Origin of the sequence: Microbacterium pasadenense, assembly GCF_047246565.1 — a bacterium.
GTDB lineage: Bacteria > Actinomycetota > Actinomycetes > Actinomycetales > Microbacteriaceae > Microbacterium.
Genome location: NZ_JBFOKN010000004.1, coordinates 107,781 through 124,989, shown reverse-complemented (window position 1 = coordinate 124,989; position 17,209 = coordinate 107,781). Strand labels below are relative to the sequence as shown.

Annotated in this window: 15 protein-coding genes; 5 read left to right on the top strand and 10 right to left on the bottom strand. The window is 65.2% G+C overall.

Annotated features, from left to right (window positions below):
- Window positions 1-28 precede the first annotated feature (28 nt).
- Window positions 29-1,528 (bottom strand): sugar transferase, encoded by a 1,500-nt coding sequence (locus tag AB3M83_RS12785; RefSeq protein WP_412948785.1) that lies wholly within the window; start codon window positions 1,526-1,528, stop codon window positions 29-31.
- Between the two features lie 84 nt (window positions 1,529-1,612).
- Window positions 1,613-3,268, bottom strand: coding sequence for an ATP-binding protein (locus AB3M83_RS12780; protein ID WP_412948744.1), 1,656 nt, complete (start codon window positions 3,266-3,268; stop codon window positions 1,613-1,615).
- Between the two features lie 87 nt (window positions 3,269-3,355).
- Between AB3M83_RS12780 and AB3M83_RS12775 the strand changes: the two genes are divergently transcribed.
- Window positions 3,356-3,724, top strand: a complete 369-nt coding sequence (locus tag AB3M83_RS12775) for a response regulator transcription factor (RefSeq protein ID WP_412948742.1) — start codon at window positions 3,356-3,358, stop codon at window positions 3,722-3,724.
- 3 nt (window positions 3,725-3,727) lie between these two features.
- On the opposite strand, the gene AB3M83_RS12770 is transcribed toward AB3M83_RS12775, so the two are convergent.
- The 8 genes from AB3M83_RS12770 to AB3M83_RS12735 form a co-directional block, all read right to left on the bottom strand.
- Complete coding sequence (locus AB3M83_RS12770) at window positions 3,728-4,612, bottom strand: hypothetical protein (protein WP_412948740.1); 885 nt, start codon at window positions 4,610-4,612, stop codon at window positions 3,728-3,730.
- 3 nt (window positions 4,613-4,615) lie between these two features.
- Window positions 4,616-6,115 (bottom strand): tyrosine-protein kinase domain-containing protein, encoded by a 1,500-nt coding sequence (locus AB3M83_RS12765; RefSeq protein WP_412948737.1) that lies wholly within the window; start codon window positions 6,113-6,115, stop codon window positions 4,616-4,618.
- A 282-nt stretch (window positions 6,116-6,397) separates the two neighbouring features.
- Window positions 6,398-7,597, bottom strand: coding sequence for an O-antigen ligase family protein (locus AB3M83_RS12760; protein ID WP_412948734.1), 1,200 nt, complete (start codon window positions 7,595-7,597; stop codon window positions 6,398-6,400).
- Between the two features lie 193 nt (window positions 7,598-7,790).
- The gene (locus tag AB3M83_RS12755) at window positions 7,791-8,567 is read right to left on the bottom strand and encodes a polysaccharide biosynthesis protein (protein ID WP_412948732.1); all 777 of its coding nucleotides are present in this window, start codon (window positions 8,565-8,567) and stop codon (window positions 7,791-7,793) included.
- Window positions 8,568-9,001: 434 nt separating this feature from the next.
- The gene (locus AB3M83_RS12750; RefSeq protein WP_412948729.1) at window positions 9,002-10,342 is read right to left on the bottom strand and encodes a TolB-like translocation protein; all 1,341 of its coding nucleotides are present in this window, start codon (window positions 10,340-10,342) and stop codon (window positions 9,002-9,004) included.
- Window positions 10,342-11,400, bottom strand: a complete 1,059-nt coding sequence (locus tag AB3M83_RS12745) for a polysaccharide pyruvyl transferase family protein (RefSeq protein ID WP_412948726.1) — start codon at window positions 11,398-11,400, stop codon at window positions 10,342-10,344. Before AB3M83_RS12745 ends, AB3M83_RS12750 begins: the two co-directional genes overlap by 1 nt.
- A gap of 14 nt (window positions 11,401-11,414) precedes the next feature.
- Window positions 11,415-12,317: a glycosyltransferase family 2 protein gene (locus tag AB3M83_RS12740; protein ID WP_412948724.1), complete on the bottom strand. Its 903-nt coding sequence runs from the start codon at window positions 12,315-12,317 to the stop codon at window positions 11,415-11,417.
- A complete protein-coding gene (locus AB3M83_RS12735; protein ID WP_412948721.1) occupies window positions 12,314-13,117 on the bottom strand; it encodes a WecB/TagA/CpsF family glycosyltransferase in 804 nt (267 codons plus the stop codon). Before AB3M83_RS12735 ends, AB3M83_RS12740 begins: the two co-directional genes overlap by 4 nt.
- Before the next feature lie 556 nt (window positions 13,118-13,673).
- Here AB3M83_RS12735 and rplM point away from each other — a divergent pair.
- From rplM to AB3M83_RS12715, 4 genes are read left to right on the top strand one after another with little or no spacing between them, the layout of a single operon-like run.
- Window positions 13,674-14,120, top strand: coding sequence for a 50S ribosomal protein L13 (rplM, locus tag AB3M83_RS12730; protein WP_412948719.1), 447 nt, complete (start codon window positions 13,674-13,676; stop codon window positions 14,118-14,120).
- 29 nt (window positions 14,121-14,149) lie between these two features.
- On the top strand, window positions 14,150-14,635 hold the full coding sequence (gene rpsI / locus AB3M83_RS12725; protein WP_412948716.1) for a 30S ribosomal protein S9: 486 nt from the start codon (window positions 14,150-14,152) through the stop codon (window positions 14,633-14,635).
- Window positions 14,636-14,642: 7 nt separating this feature from the next.
- Window positions 14,643-15,986 (top strand): phosphoglucosamine mutase, encoded by a 1,344-nt coding sequence (gene glmM, locus AB3M83_RS12720; RefSeq protein WP_412948714.1) that lies wholly within the window; start codon window positions 14,643-14,645, stop codon window positions 15,984-15,986.
- Window positions 15,987-16,042: 56 nt separating this feature from the next.
- Window positions 16,043-17,185, top strand: coding sequence for an acyltransferase family protein (locus AB3M83_RS12715; protein ID WP_412948712.1), 1,143 nt, complete (start codon window positions 16,043-16,045; stop codon window positions 17,183-17,185).
- Window positions 17,186-17,209: the final 24 nt, after the last annotated feature.

The following is a 17,209-nucleotide window of genomic DNA, read 5'->3' as shown; positions in this document are numbered from 1 at the left end:
AAGCATAGCCAGCCCGTGATGACGGACGTCAGAACGCAGTGTCTCCCGGCGCGAGTGCCGCGCGGGCGGTCTTGACGAGGATGACGAAGTCGTTGGCGAGGCTCCAGTTCTCGACGTACGAGAGGTCGAGCCGCACGGACTCCTCCCACGACAGCGAGGAGCGCCCGCTGACCTGCCAGAGGCCGGTGATCCCGGGCTTGACGAGGAAGCGCCGGTGAACGTGGTCCGCGTACTGCTCGACCTCGCTGGGCAGCGGCGGTCGGGGCCCGACCAGCGACATCGAGCCGCCGATGACGTTGAACAGCTGGGGCAGCTCATCGAGGCTGAACTTGCGCATGATGCGACCGACCGGCGTGACCCGCGGGTCGTTCTTCATCTTGAAGAGCACCGCGTTGCCGGCATCGCGCTCGCCGCCGGCGAGGTCGGCGAGCAGCTCCTCGGCGTCGACGACCATCGAGCGGAACTTCAACATCGTGAACTCCTCGCCCTGGTAGCCGACGCGCGTCTGCCGGAAGAGGACGGGGCCCGGGCTGGAGAAGCGGATCCACAGCGCCAGTGCGATGAGCAGAGGGCTGATCACCACGACGCCGACCGACGCGGTCCCCACGTCCATGACGCGCTTGAGGACCCGTTGGCCACCGGTGAAGCGCGGGGTCTCGACGTGGATGAGGGGAAGGCCGGCCACCGGGCGGGTGGTGATGCGGGGGCCGGCGACGTCGGCGATGCCCGGTGCGAGCACGAGGTGCTGACGCCCGGCCTCGAGCCCCCAGGAGATCTCTTTGACCTTGTCGGCGGGAAGCTCATCTGTGCTCGTGATGACGACGGTGTCGGCGCCGGATGCGGCCATCGCCGTCGGCACGGCAGCGATCGATCCCATGACCGGGATGTCGGTGCCGTCGATCGTGTCGGCCATCGCGCCGCTCGGAACGCAGGCGCCGACGACGTGGTAGCCGGCGCTCGGGGTGCGCAGCAGCTCGGTGGCGATGTCGACGACCGACCTTCGTGAGCCGACGAGGAGGACGCGTGCAGAGTACGCGCCGCGGCGGCGCTGCGCGATGAGCCACTGTCGCCACAGCCAGCGCTCGAACAGCAGGACGAGCACGCCCAGCGGCAGGCTGATGAGGAGGAAGCCGCGAGCGACCTCGATCTGTGTGAGGAACGCGACGATCGCGATCAGGCCGAACAGGGTCACGCTCGATCGCGCGATGCGGACGTACTCCACGTTGCCGGCGCCGGTGATCCGCGAGCTCCGGGTGTCGGCGAGAGTGAGCGTGACCATCCAGACGACGATCAGCACCGTCGAGAACGTCCAGTAGGAGATGTCGCCTTGGACCGCGCCGCGCGCGATGGCGAGCTCGGCGGCGCCCAGGCCGAACCAGGCGATCTGGGTGCCGAAGACGACCCACACCAGGACCAGCAGGTCGCTGACCCACAGCCGGCGCGCGTACTCCCGGCGCCAGTGGTGCAGCGGGTTCTCGGGCTCAGGTGCAGCTTCATCGCGTGCGTCCGTCAGCGGATGCAGATCGATCGCCGCGCCTCCGTCCCGTATGTGCCCAGATGTGTGATGCCCCCGTGAAAGATATCAGCCGGTGGGGAGCGCTGAGGCCACAGGTCAGGGTGCGACAGCATCCTCTCGATGCGCTGCAGGGAGGATCAGCGAGGCCCGCACCCCGCGTCCGGGCGCGGACTCGAGACGTACGTCGCCGCGGTTGCGCTGAGCGAGCTCGCGGGCGTTCGCGAGGCCGAGCCCCATCCCGGCGGAAGATCTGGCCTCAGCCTCGGCGCCGCGGTAGAAGCGCTCGAAGGCGTTGGCGAGGGTCTCGGCCGTCATCCCCGGTCCGTCGTCGTCGACGGAGATCACGATGCAGTCGCCCTGGCGCGATGCCGAAATGGTGACGGTCCCTCGAGCGCTGAACTTGACCGCGTTCGACACCAGGCTGCCGAGGGCTCGCCGAGCATCGGCCGAGTTCGCGTCCGCGACGAGCTGGGTGGGCGGCGGCGTCGCGATGGTGGTGCCCGCTGAGTCGGCATCCGGCAGGTGCGTCGACCGCACCTCCGCGATCAGATCGTCGACCGACAGCGCCTGAGCGGGTGCGTCGGTCGTCGCCACGGAATGATGCAGGTCGTCGAGCAGCGACTTCAAGCGGGTGGCGCTGCGGTGGACGGCGCGCGCCCAGTCCGCTTCGTCGTCGGGCAGGTCTGCACCCACGAGCAGTTCGCTGTAGCCGAGGATGTTCGTCGCCGGGGTGCGGAGCTCGTGGCTCGTCGCCGTGACGAAGTCCTCGCGCTGACGCTCCAGGTCGAGTTGCATGCTGAGGGTGGCGGCTCGCTCACGTTCTGCGTTGGCACGGTCCTGGGCGGCCTGCACGGCGAGGCTCGCATCGACCCGACCCTCGTAGCGTGAGGCGACGACGAGCACCGTGAAGATCCCGACGGCGCCCATGAAGGTGACGAGGACGATGGCCGTCTCGATCGCGTCGAATCCCGTGCCGCCGCTGCGGCCCTCGGTTGCGAGGATCAGTCCCAGCACGGCGACCGCGACGACCAGCGACTCGGTGAGGGCGATCTCGATCGGAAAGCGAAGCGCCCCCCAGGCGAGCGCGGCGAAGACCAGGAAGGCGAGGGGCGTGTTCGCTCCGGGCCCGAACGCGAGCAGGATCGTCATCGCCGTGCTGACGGTTTGCAGGATGAGCTCGGGCAGGGCGACGCGCTCGGCTCGGTGCGGCGGCAGAACCGCGAAAGGCGCGATGAGGGTCATCGCCGACGCGTGCGAGGCGAAGGCCACGACCGCCGGGCCGAAGAACGGCGTGCCGAGCACGATCACGCCGGTCAGGCTGATGGTCACGCCGGTCACCATCGCGCCGAAGAGCACTGCGACGACCAGATGGAACGCCCGCGCCACCGAGTCGAGTCGGAACGGTGCGCGCCACGCGCGGAGGATCGAGAGGACGACGGCGATCTCGAGGGTGTTCAGCGCGCCGTAGGTGAGGCACAGCAGCACGCTCCGACCGCCGACCGCGTTCGCCGCCGCCGTCGCGACGAAGGTGAGCACCAGTACCCAGGGCCGATGCTCCGACCGGGCGCGCAGGATGAACCACAGCGAAACGCCGGTGGCGGGCCACCATGCGGCGATCTCGAGCCCGGGGGCCTGCAACAGGGTGCCGAAGACGCCGAGCGCCATGATGACGACGGGCGTCGCGATCCAGAACCACAGGGGCCGCCCGCGTGACGAAGTACCGGAATCGGCATCCGTCTCGCGCGTGGTCACGGATAAACCGTACCGTCGCGGACGATGCGCGAGTGTATCGTGAGTGCACGCCGCCATCGCGGTCGGATGATCAGCAAGGTAGGGCTCGTGGCACACGTACTGGTGGTGGAAGACGACGCGGATGTCGCTTCGTTGCTGCGACAGGTTCTCGCCGCCGTCGGCCACGACGTCGATGTCGCTCCGGACGGGGGAGCCGGTCTCGAGGCCGCGTACGCCCACCATCCCGACATGGTGATCCTCGACTGGATGATGCCGATCAAGACGGGTATCGAGGTCTGCACCGCGCTGCGGTCGGACCCGGAGTTCGCGTCGACGCGGATCATGATGGTCACGGCACGTTCGTCGCCGCAGGATGTGTCACGTGCCAAGGCCGCCGGTGTCGACGACTACTTCGTGAAGCCGTTCACGCCGCGAGAGCTGCGCGCACGCGTCGCGACGCTGCTCGAGCGGAACTGAGCCTCAGCGTTCGATCGACGCGATCTCGTCGCCGTTCCAGACCCAGACCGCATCGGCCGTGACGTCGAGTGCGGTCGGCGCTGTGGGCTCGGCCTCCGACAGGCACTCGAGGGGCTCGGCGTCATCGTCGAGACGCGCGACCTGAAGGCCGTCGCATCCCTCGTCGACGATCGCCGCGAAGATCTCCCCATCACTCACACTGACGGCAGCGACGCCGCTCGCCAGGTCTTCCCACGTGCCGTCCCGATACTGGTGTGCCGTGCCGTCGCAGATGACGACGGTGATGTCGCGTGCGGCGCGCAAACCCCACGGCTCGTCGCACGGGGCATCGAATTGCTCGCCGTCGTCGACGACCGTTCTGTCGATGAGGTAGGTGGAGCCGGCGAGCAGGTCATCGTAGGGCGACCAGAACGTGCCCTGCGTGAACGTGCGGAGCGCTTGCGTCTCGCACTCGTCGCCCACGTCGGCGACCAGGTCGGCTTCGGTCTCGGCGAAGGAGGTGAGGTCGCGCACCTGCGCGATGTCACGGTAGGACGGGGTGACGTCCTCCCAGGTGTCGCCGGCATCGTCGGACCGCTCGACGACGGGTGCTGCGGATCTGCATTCGCCGGCCGTTGCGCGCCACACGACGCCGTCGCCGGCCGCGAGGAATCGCTCGCCGCTGCCCGGCGCCTCGATCGCGGGCGCAGGCGCCGCGGTGGGCGTCGGGGTGTCCGACTCGCCGGAGGAGAACGACGGCACCGGTGATCTGCCGGCGGTGGGCGGCATTCCCCGTCCACGATCGATCGCGAGCGCGACGAGAACGGCGACGACCACCACGAGGACGACGACGAGCGCGCCGATGACGACGGACGGCAGGCCGCCACGGCCCACGGGACGAGGCGTCACGAGTCAGTTGGAGGGGTCGGCCGCGCTGCGTGCATCCCGACGCGAGTCGAAACCGAGCTCGTCGAGGCCGGCCGGCGCGGCGGGAACGGTCGCCAGCGGAGCCTTCCGCTTGCGGCCCCGAGCGGCCTTCGGCTGCTCCTGCACGTAGCCGTATCCGCCGTAGCCGTAGCCGTACGCGTTGTAGTACGAGTCCGGGCCCCGCGTCGGGACCATCGACATGACGAAGCCCGCGAGCTTCGCGCCGACCGTGTGCAGCGCCTCGACGGCGCCCTCGAGCTGGTGGCGCGTGACCTTGCCCGCCGAGGCGATGAGGATCGCACCGCTCGTCGCGCGGCCGAGCACGGCGGCGTCGGTGACGGGAAGGAGGGGTGGAGCATCGCAGAGCACGACGTCGAAGTCGCGTTCGAGCACTTCGAGCAGGGTCTTCATCTGCTTCGACCCGAGCAGCTCGCTCGGGTTCGGCGGGATCTTGCCGGCAGGGAGGACGAAGAGGCTGCGGCCGCCCCAGGGAAGCATGACGTCGCCGACGCGTACGCGGCCGATGAGGACGTCGGTGAGCCCGACGCCACCCTCGATGCCGAGATACTCGGCGACCTTCGGCTTGCGGAGGTCGCAGTCGATCAGAGCGACCTTCTTGCCCGCGTCCGCCAGGGCGATCGCGAGGTTGATGGTCGTGCTCGACTTGCCCTCACTGGGAATGGAGCTGGTGATGACGAAGCTGGCGCGCCCGCCCATGTCGAGGAACTGCAGGTTGGTCCGCAGCGCGCGGAACGACTCGGCGCGCGGACTGAGCGGATCGGCGTGCACGATGAGCGGCCGTTCCTTCGCCTTCGCGTCGTACGCGATGGCGCCGAGCGATGGTGCAGAGGTGATCTGCTCTGCATCGCGCGGAGTGCGGACGCGGTTGTCGAGCACGGTGCGAAGGACCGCGATGCCGATGCCGATGGCCAGGCCGACCAGCACGCCGAGGGCGAGGTTGAGCGGGACGTTCGGGCTTGCCGGCGCCAGCGCTGGTTGTGCGTCCTTAACCCTAGTGAGGCGGACCGGGCTCGTCCCATCTGCGGATTCAGGCTCGATCTGTGGGACGGCGGTGGCGAGGCTCGCCGCTATCGCGTTTGAGATCGCCGCGGCCTGCACGGGATCGGAATGCTCGACCGTTAGATCGATGAGGGTCGAGCTGAGTGGTGCGACGACCGTGATGCTGCGGGCTAGTTCCGTAGCGGTTACGCCTAGATCGAGCTCCGCGATGACAGGATTGAGGACAATCGGGGTAGTGGCAACTCCGACGTAGGTGTTGATGCGGGCCTGCGTGAAGGTCGATCCCTGTTGCAGTTCTGCAGCTGTGCCAGCTGTCTGTGTGGAGACGAAGACCGTGCTCGAGGATTCGTACATTGGAGTCCGTGTGAGCGAATACCCGGCCGCCGCGCCCAGCCCCACCAGGGTGAGGACGACGATGGCCAGCCAATTCTTTCGAAGAACGCGGATGTAATCGCGGAGTTCCATACTGCCTTTCGTGCCTACGCCTCGCTGAGCGCCCGGTCTTTGCGGTTCAGTCTGCCACAGGGGAGGGGAGCTGCTGCATGCCGCTTCGGCCCTCGCTCACCAGTCCGAGGGCGGCGTCCATGGCGCGCTTTGCGACCGCCCTACACCGCACATCAAGACAGAGGGGAGTGACCGCCGCGATGTGTAACTCCCTCATCCGTGTGAGCCGAATTTATTTCCGAGCGGGAGCAGATCCTCAGCCAGTGGTTCCCATGGAGCGAAAGGCGAGACGGGATGATCCCTTCACTGACGCTCGCGGAGATTGACTTCGCTCGGCCGAATGCGTTCTATCCGTCCGAAGTTGTTGGGCAACGGTCTGGGCCAATGAGCCCGGTAAGCGAAGAAGGCCGCCAAGATGAAGAAGGTGCCGAAGTGGTTGTAGTTGATGAAGAGGAACATACCCATACCGGCGAGGATGAGCATGCACAGCGCGACGAAACCTGGCAGGGCCATGCGGTTGGATTCACGCAGCGCAGCGATCAGGCTTCGACGGAAAACGCTCACCAGCACAAGCAAGAGCGCTAGGAGGCCAAGTGCGCCGAGGTCGACCCCGGTCTGAATGAAGGACTGATGAAAGTGGGGAATCTCCCAGTTCCTGAAAGAGGGAACAGCCCAGTAGATCGCATTCGCATGCTCGCTTGTCAGGTAGGCGTTGAAGCCCCAACCGAAGATCGGGCGTTCGAGGAACGCGCGAATGCCCCATTCCCAAAGGACGGTCCGGCCAGTCAGCGTTCCGTCTCGTCCGAGTGCTTCGAGGATCGGATTCCAGAGGGCGATCAGGCCAGCGATCGCGACGAGCGACGCGAGGATGATGCGACGAATGAACGATGCTGGCGATATGTCCTGCCTGCGTGCCATAGAGGTGATCCAATAGATCGTGAGGCCCGCGAAGAGGACAACGAGGGCGCTGGCCGACCCAGTGAGTAAGATCCCCGCGCACAGCAACGGGATGATGAACGCTAATGCGCGCTTTCGGTAAGCACCCAGGGCGATGATCAGCCCGAGCGCCATATAAAGCCCTGCGAGGATCTTGTGGGGAAACAAGCCCCGCATCGGGATTGTGCCGAGAAAGTTGATTCGATCATGCGCGTCGAAGTAAATAACTTGACTCGCGCCGGCCACATATAATGCCAGGCTCAGCGCAGCCATGAAAATGATCACACGAACACACAACCGCAATATCTGATCAAAACCGAGGTCCGTAGATATCAAGTACGCGGCGATCACGTTGCCGACGATCATCGGCACATAAGTCATTGAGGAATCGGGGTTGACGGACCAAACGATCGACGCCACGAGGTATGCGCAAAACGCCATCGTGATCATGGCGTTGCGGTAATTTGCGCTGAACCTAAGAGCGAATGTCATCAGGCCCAAGGCCTGAAGCGCCAACCAACTCACGATGAAGGGCGTGCTGCTGCCGGATGCCGCCCCGTTCGGCAAGAGTAGGACTGTGTTGGCTCCCAGCAGGCACGCTATGTACAGGTGGTAGTACAGGACGCGAAGGTGCCGTAAGACGAGGTGGCCGCCCCGATTCGCGTCCCCCATGTGGGCGCGGACAGTTCGTGGAGAGTCGAGTGCTGCGCGGGGGGGATTAGGGTCGTCGATCATTTTCGTGCGTGCCTTGCTTTTCTCGCTACCCATTTTCCAGGGCGCGGCGGTCATGTGTTCGGGCCGCAACGAACGCGGCGTAGAGCAGCGGTACATAGGCCGCAGTCCACACGGCGGAGGTGACGATGCTTACGACAACCGTGTCGCTCCAGATTATCGACGAAATCAGGATCGCCGTGACAATAGCTCCGAGGCGGCATAACTGGATAGCGAACAGTTGCCGCTCGCGGCCAAGGGGGATCATGAGCGAAGTGGCAGGCAGGGCTACAAGAGTGAGGCTGAGCGGTACGGCGAAGATGGCCGTCAGGTCGCCTGCGGCGCGGTAATCTTCGCCCAGTACAGGAACCGCCAGCAGCGGCCCGAGCGTCATCAACACAACTGCGGCACCGGCCGAAAGGATCGCAACCCGGACGGTCTGTCGACGGAGTAGTCGCTCCAAACCTGTTTCTCCGTAGCGGATGAGTGGTGACGCGGCCCCAAGCATCACTTGAGTGAACGCTTGTCCGACCAAGCTCGCCGGCGCACCAGCGATGCGCTGCCCGACGGCGATCTGCGCCGACGCCACAGGGCCGAGGGTCGTCGCCGAAACAACGACAAGAGCCTGGCTGGATGCACTTGCAATCATGGCTGAGAGGATCGCGCTGAGGCCTCGTTGCGACTGGCGTTCGCCTGCACCGGCGGGTCCCCCATCCACCGCCTCGCTTGTCAGCGTGACAGCTGTCGCCACAACCCTTCCGACGAGCAACGCCACGGCGACAGCGATGGCGGTGGGCCAAACGAAAGCGAAGAGGATCTGCAACACGGCTGCACCGAGGCCGCCTCCGAGGTTCCGGATTGCTAGCCTCCCCTGCTGCTGCCGCCTAATGAGGACTGCGTTTTCAATGTAAATGAGGGCGAAAGAGCACAAGATTATGGACGCGGCAATCATCGTCTCGCCCGCAATCCTCATCTCAAGACATACGAAGAGGACGCCGACGATCGCAATGAGCAGAGCGAAACCGCTAGCGGTCCACATACCGACCCGCCGGTGTCGCCGGACGTCCGCGTCGCTACAAAAAGGGATCAAGAGTTCGCGACGCAAGGTCGCCAGCGGCTGAAGGATAGTCGCGATAGAGAAAGCCGCTTGATAGACGCCCATCTCGGCGACAGGTAGGAGTCGCGTGAGCGCGGGAATCGCAAGTAGGAGGGAGATCTGGCCGATCGCTTGTCCAAGTACAAGCGCGCGGCTTCCTCCCCTCACTTGCAAGCACCGCCGCTGGTAGCAATGCCCTTCTCCAACAGTGGACGCATATCGGCGATAAATACACCGCGAACGCCGTGCGCCAGCCCGTTGAATGCGAACTGATCACACTCGCGGTTCCAAGCGGGATGGGGGTCGACCCGCCACTCTCGCCTCGGTCCCATGTATTGAGGTGTTGTTGGGACGTCCATCAGGGTCTTCGCTTCACCTGTCTGTGCGCTAATGAATCTGATAGGCGAGGTCCCGTCACCATTGGAGACGTCCTCCCAGGGGTAGGCGTCCGTCAGAACCGATCCGGTTGGCTCGTGCCATGTGGGATGTCCAGAACCTTTGTTGGCAGTCGCCACCGGTGCGATATTCGTGCCATCGAATCGGAAGCGAGCGAGGCGCAACGTGTACGCCGCTCGATATACCGGCAGATGCGTGCGACGTGCGACGCGATCTAGCAGGTGTGAGACGCGAGGGGATGCGAGCCTTCTGTTGGGAAACGCCAAGTTCATCACGATGTGTTCACTGTCTGGACACCAATTGGGGTGGTGCCCGCCCGCCCACCGCTCAGGAGTTAAGGCGACCCGCAGGTTCTCAAAGTTTGCGTCCATGGTGAGCAGCCAGTTCTTGCTGTGCCCTCGTCGTGCGAGATGCTCCTGCCAGCGGGCGATGAACATGATGCGTCGTCCGTCTGGTGACCATTTCACATGAAACCCGAAGAACCCGCCGCGCCTCACGTCGATCTTGGCGAATGACTCGCCGAGCTTCTCGTAGATCTCGGCGAACGAAATCGCCAGACGCGAACGCCCCGTTGCCACGTCGGTTGCGAACAAGCCGTCATCTTCCTGAGCGCCTTGAGGTGCTGAGCGTTCGCTCGCGGGCACCACTACCCCATATCCGGGTTGAACGAGCCATATGCGCTTGAGGTCCGGCGAAAGAAGCGTCTTCCCGTCGGGAGAGGCCATGTACGCAGGCCCCGCGAGCTCGCTCTCCCGGCCAGAGGACGGATCCACGACTGAAGCTCGAGGTTTCCACTCGCCCGGATCGATGCGATTGAAGAACAACTGACTGTCCGAGGCCCCCCATTGAACTTGTGCGCCGAGTTGGGTATCCCATGCGGCGGTTCGTGTTCGATATACCTCGTCGCCGGATTCAAGCGAGATGACGATGACCGAGGCGCTGTCACCGGGCTCAGGCAGCCTGTCCTCGTAGTCAAACTCGGTGAGAGCAACGAAGCTGCCCGACGGACTAATTGGCGACGTGTCATAGAAGCGATGAATCGAAGGAACGCCCGGTCTAGATACCTGGCGTATGGGGACGATAGAGCTGAATGGGGGCGGGGTGGCCATCAGGTTTCAGTGCTCGAATCAGGTGGGATAGGTCCGGTCGGTCGGGCAATGATCGCGGCGACTTCGTCGAGGTCTGACGCGGCGATAGTGACAGCCTTCGCGTATTCCGCTTCTCGCGTCAGCACCGCGTTCACGCTCAGGGCGGACAGGGGCGACTGACCGTCGACGATTTCCAGTTGAAACACGTGGTCGAATGTATTGCGTAGCTTTGCCGGACGCCCCGTGTCGATTCCGATCGGGACGCAGCCCTCCGTGAGCGCGATGATCAGAACGTGAATCCTGTCGCTGAGAACAACCCGAGATGATTGGTACAGGCTCCGCAGCGCCCGCTCGTGTTCTGCGTGGGTCCGGTGGGCTGGCCAATCGAAGAGTTTTCCGCCTAGTTGATCAGCCAACTGAGCGGCACGCGCGGAATCATGCCTTACCTGGACCACAGCGCAGACCTCAAGTGAGTGATCGGTAGCGTAACGCCTGAGCGAGCTGATGAACTCGTGGGAGAGCGGTTCACGGTCCGCGCGCACTGAAACCAAGAGTCGGTTCCGGTTGTCGGCGCGCTCATTCGAAGTGATTCCGAATGCCCAATCCGGCTGAACGATCCCTCTGCCGCACGTCTCGCGACTGGCTCGGTCGCGCCAAGTCAGTACACTCGCAACGCGAGCAAGCTGGCCTAGGGGCGTCTTGGACAGGGAACTTCCTGGACGCACGCTCACGCCGGCGACGATGACCTCGCCGCCCGTTATACGCGCGAGCGTAGCGATCCCAATCTGCCAAGACGCCTTTATCTGCTCAGCTCGCGTTCCTACGAACTCGCCTGCGTTCGCCGCAAAGGTCAAGCGCCCTCGAATCGCGAACGAGCAAGCGCGGATCAGCCATCGGAGCCTAGAGGTGTACGTGACATCGGCAGGTTGCAATCCGAGTCCGGACGCGTAGTCTGCGTCTCTGCCAACGAGGACGTGGAGCTCGCCGCGCGCACGCAAAGCATCAAGATACGCTCGCCGCAGGACCGAGTCCCCGAGGTTATCGCGTTGGCCAGCGGGGTTGACGAAGATCATGTTCATAGCCAGTCCAAGAGTCATACGGAGCTTGACGCTTTCCCCGCGCTCCGGATAGAACGGCGTCGGGATACGAGCGCCGGAATCGACGAAAGCCCAACGAGCACGGCGGCGGGATGAGGTCCATAACGAAGCCCTCGGCGCAGCAACCGAGTAGCGTTCTTCAGGTCACCCGCGGCCAGTGCCGAACGAACAGCCACAGAGCATAGGAAATCGCCTGCCGAACGTCGTGAGATCGGGACTTCGAGGTGATCAAGCCACTCCTCACTCGCGCTCCAATTCGTGGACCGAGAGATAGAGCCGTTCGATCCCTGGTGAACATAGACGAGTGGATCCCGCATTGTAACGATCTCGTGGCCCGCCCTCGCCAGGTCGATCAGTAGCGTCCAATCCTGATGTCGGGAAAGGTCCGCGCGCCAGGGCACTTTGATGGCCGTTGATCTCGTCATCATCAGCGATGAGCTTTGTATGAAGTTGCGGCGAAGCCGCATCGTCGAGCGGTCGAGAAGATAATCAACGATAGAGGCCGAGTTGTCGAAGGGGCGCTCGGGAACCAGCCGGGCCGACGCCTCGGATTGAAGCCATGCCCTAGTCGCGATAACGCTGTCGGGTTTGGCCGTCAGCTGCTCGAGTTGCGCCTCCGTCTTGGTCGGTGCCCACACGTCGTCATCATCGAGGAACGCAACGACTTCAGTCGCAGAGCGCGCGACGCCTAGATTTCGCGCGGCACCGCCACCAATGTTGCCGGACGTGAGCACGAGGCGGTGGGGATAATCGTGGAGCATCGCTCTCACTTCCGCCCCTTTTTCTGGCCGGTCAAGGGTCACAAGCACATCGACCTGGACGCTTTGCTGAGTCACCGACTCGACCGCTCGACGGAGCTCGGGTCGACCGATCGTGGGGATGATTGCGGTGGCCCTCATCGGGTGCTCGTCTTCTTGCGCAGGATGGAAAGGAGGATGAACGGCTCCACGAGATAACGGTGTGCCAATCTCCGCGGATGAGACGCGAGACGCCAGGTCCACTCGAGGCCGATCTTTCCGAGCCACCTGGGGGCGTGGACTTGATGACCGGATAATTGGTCGATCGCTCCGCCTACCGTCGCGATCACCCCTCCGACGTTGGCTTCACGCAGCAGAAGTGCGACTGATTCCTGCAAGGGCATTCCGAGAGCGACGAGGGTGATGTCCGGTTGGAACTGCCGAACTTGCTCGACCGTCTGCTTTGCCTTATCCGGTTCCCACGGGTCTGCGGGGATTCCCAGAAACTTCTTGCAACCCGCACCTTCATAGCGGTTCAGAAAGTCAGCATTGGCCGATTCCGAAGCTCCCAGCACACATATCCGGCGAATTCCCACCAGGCTGATCGCGTCGTCGATCCAGTCGGTGGATCCAATGCGGTATGCGGAGGATAAAGCAACCTCTTTGCGACGCCGACGAACCTTGTTCAAGTAAGTAAGCAGTGGGCGGCCGTCGATAAGCACGAGATCCGCTACTTCGTAGAAAGCTCGAAATCGAGAATTCGTATGAAAGAGGTAAACGCTGTGCAGGTTATGCGCGGCTAGGATCGATGACCCGCGCCGATCGAGTGCCCCCTCGAGGTGGCGTGCCACGTCGAGGGTGGTGCGGGGTGTGACCGAAACCCCGAAAAACTCCAGGACCACGGAATCCAGTGCTGTTGATGCAGAGGCCTCGCGGGGTCTGATGGTTTTCTCTTCGGGCATGTTCGTAGTCTCGTTCACAATCGAGAGGCGGAGTTGGTTTGCAGTCCGCGACGGTTTCGTGGCAAGGGCGCACGCTCGACACTGGGCGAAGCTCCGGCGCCCCAATGAGGGGCACCGTCAGGAGAACCTACCAGGGCGATGTGTCCGCAACGTGTACGCCCTCATCCGTCCTTCCGACACGAATCGTCTCGGTGTCCGCCTCTTGACATGCGGGAACAACACTCAGCCACCGCAAGGTCGGTAGCCGCAGGCACCGATGACGGTGAAGGCGGCGTGCCCTTAGCGGAGTGCGGTAGCGGCCGCATCAGCGATCGCAGTGAGGCCGGGGGCTGAGCTATTCGCACTCTGGGCACCTAGCTCGTCGCGAGTCCGCTGACCGAGCGAATTAGGCGGGTGGCTGATCGTGGCGTAAGCTAGAGCTTTGGTGCTCGGCTCAGCTGACCCGACACCACGAACGTGAGCCCTCCACTGGCGTGTTCTGGCGGCATCCGCGAAGAACCACCCCGGAGCGGGATTCACGAACTCCTCCGTTCGAATCTATGAAAGCAGCACTACTGTGACGCGCACATACACCCCCAAGGCTGGTGAGATCAGCCGCCAGTGGCTGGTCATCGACGCAACCGACGTCGTCCTCGGCCGCCTCGCCTCGCACGCAGCAACCATCCTGCGCGGCAAGCACAAGCCCACCTTCGCCAACCACGTCGACACCGGCGACTTCGTCGTCATCATCAACGCCGACAAGGTGGCCCTCACCGGCCAGAAGCTCGAGCAGAAGAAGGCCTACCGCCACTCCGGCTACCCGGGCGGCCTCAAGTCGGTCACCTACGCCGAGCTCCTCGAGAAGAACCCGGTCCGCGCGGTCGAGAAGGCCGTCCGCGGCATGCTCCCCAAGAACAGCCTGGGACGCCAGCAGCTGTCGAAGCTGAAGGTCTACGCCGGTGCCGAGCACCCGCACGCGGCCCAGCAGCCCACCACGTACACCTTCGACCAGGTCGCCCAGTAAGCGCCGCAGAGAAGAACAAGGATTATCTGATGGCGAAGATCGCTGACTCCCTCGACCAGACCCCCGAGAGCTACTCCACCGAAAGCCCGGCTGCCGCCGAGACCGCACCCGCGCGTCCCGTCCTGTCGGTTCCCGGTGCGGCTGTCGGCCGCCGCAAGCAGGCCATCGCCCGCGTGCGCCTCGTTCCCGGCTCGGGCACCATCACGGTGAACGGCCGCACCATCGAGGACTACTTCCCGAACAAGCTGCACCAGCAGCTGATCAACGACCCGTTCACGGTCCTCAACCTCGCCGGTGGCTACGACGTCATCGCCCGCATCTCGGGTGGTGGCCCCTCGGGCCAGGCCGGTGCGCTGCGCCTGGGCATCGCCCGCGCGCTGAACGAGATCGACGTCGAGAACAACCGCCCGACCCTCAAGAAGGCCGGCTTCCTGTCGCGTGACGCTCGCGTCAAGGAGCGCAAGAAGGCTGGTCTCAAGAAGGCGCGTAAGGCTCCTCAGTACTCGAAGCGTTAATCCTTCGATGGCACTGTTCGGGACGGACGGTGTGCGGGGCCTCGCGAACGGCCCCCTCACCGCCGATCTCGCGCTCACCCTGGCCCAGGCGACCGCTGTCGTCCTGGGCCAGGGCCGTATCGCGAACGCGCGCAAAGCCGCCGGCAAGCGGCTGACCGCGGTCGTCGCCCGTGACCCCCGCGTCTCGGGTGAGTTCCTCTCGGCAGCGGTCTCCGCCGGACTCGCCTCGTCCGGCGTGGATGTGCTCGACGCCGGCGTGCTGCCGACGCCCGCCGCCGCCTTCCTCGTCGGCGACGTCGACGCCGATTTCGGTGTCATGATCTCGGCGTCCCACAACCCGGCCCCCGACAACGGCATCAAGATCTTCGCCCGCGGCGGCGTCAAGCTGCCCGACGAGGTCGAGAAGCGCATCGAAGAGGCACTGGACGCCCCGAAGCTGCTTCCCACCGGCGGCGGCGTCGGCCGCATCCGCCGCTTCGCCGACGCGGAGGACCGCTACGTCGTCCACCTGCTCGGCTCACTCGATCAGTCCCTGCGCGGCGTGCACGTCGTGCTCGACTGCGCGCACGGCGCCGCGTCCGGCGTCTCGCCCGAGACGTTCCGGGATGCCGGCGCGAAGGTCACCGTCATCGGCGCCGATCCCGACGGCGTCAACATCAACGAGGGTGTCGGGTCGACGCACCTCGACCACCTCGTCGGCGAGGTCATTCGCACCGGCGCCGACCTCGGCATCGCCCACGACGGTGACGCCGACCGCTGCCTCGCCGTCGACGCCGACGGCCGCATCATCGACGGCGACCAGATCATGGCGATCCTCGCAGTGTCGATGAAGGAGCGCGGTCTGCTGCGCGAGGACACCCTGGTCGCCACGGTCATGAGCAATCTCGGGCTGCACCGGGCGATGGAAGCCCACGGTATCCACGTAGAGACGACGGCGGTGGGGGACCGGTACGTGCTCGAGCGGATGGCGAACGGTCGTTACTCGCTCGGTGGCGAGCAGAGTGGGCACGTGATCATGAGCGACTACGCCACCACCGGCGACGGCGTGCTCACCGGACTTCACCTGGCGGCCGAGATCGTGCGGCGCCGCAAGCCGCTGTCAGAGCTCGCGAAGGTCATGACGGTGTTCCCGCAGGTGCTGCTCAACGTGAAGGGCGTCGAGCGATCGCGCGCGACCGATCCGGACGTCCTCAACGCCGTTGCAGCGGCGGAAGCCGACCTGGGCGACGAGGGACGTGTGCTGCTGCGCCCGTCCGGCACCGAGCCGCTCGTGCGGGTCATGGTCGAGGCCGCGTCCGAGGAGGACGCGCAGCGGATCGCGGACCAGCTCGCCGAGGTCGTGCGGGGCTGATCCACCTCGGCGCAAGGGGCAGGTCCTACTCAGGCCGTCGCGATAGCGTCGAAACCGTGAGACCCCCGCAGCGCCTGGCTTCCCTCGACGGGCTCCGCGGTGTCGCGGCCGTCGTCGTGCTCGCGCACCACGCGCTACTGACCGTTCCGGCGCTCGCGGCCGGGTACTACGACCGGGTGACGCGCGACCCGCTCGCGTGGATGCTCTCGTACACGCCGCTGCACACGTTCTGGGCGGGGCGCGAGGCCGTCTACCTCTTCTTCGTCCTCAGCGGCATGGTGCTCGTGCTGCCGGTGCTGCGGAAGGGCCGGGAGTTCTTGTGGCTCTCCTACTACCCGAGGCGGGTGCTGCGCCTCTACCTGCCGGTCGCCGCGGCCGTGCTGTTCGGATTCGCCCTGTCGGTGCTCGTCACCCGGTACCAGGCCGAGGGACTCGGCGCCTGGATGAACAACCGCAACGTCGAGTACACCCTCGAAGGGCTGTTCCGCGACGTGCTGCTCGTGTTCGGGCCGTCATGGGTGATCACCCCGCTCTGGTCGCTCCGGTGGGAGGTCTTCTTCTCACTCCTGCTGCCGGTGTTCGTCCTCCTCGCCGCCACGCTGCGGCGGATGTGGTGGGCGAAGATGGCGGCGGTCTTCGCCCTCCTCATCGTCGGCTCGCTGACCGGCTCCTCCTATCTCTTCCTGCTGCCCATCTTCGCCATCGGGGCGCTGCTGATCGCGGAGTGGGAGCGGATCGGAGAGGCGGCATCCCGGCTCGACGCCCGCCCGTGGCGGTGGCCCGCGTTCATCGGGGTGGCATCAGTGCTGACGACGAGCACGTGGCTCCTCGCCGGCGCCGGCGACGCGGCGTTCGCGCGCGCCATCGGGTGGGTGCCGATCCTCGGGGTGACGCTCTTCGTCATCGTCGCGGGGTATCACGCTCCCTCGGTGCGCCTGCTCGAGAGCCGGCTCGCCCAGTGGCTCGGCATGATCTCCTTCGCCCTCTATCTGGTGCACGAGCCGCTGATCATCGCCGCCCGCTTCCTCACCTTTCCCCTCTCGCCGCTCGTCGGCATCGCGGTGTCGGTGCCGCTCGCGTTCCTCATCGCCTGGGTGTTCGCGCACTTCGTCGAGCAGCCCGCGCACCGGCTCGCGAAGGCCGCCGGCATGGGATTCGCGAACCTGTTCACGCGCTCGGCAGCGCGAGGACCGCACTGACCTTTCGTCCCTGATCGAGGCGGT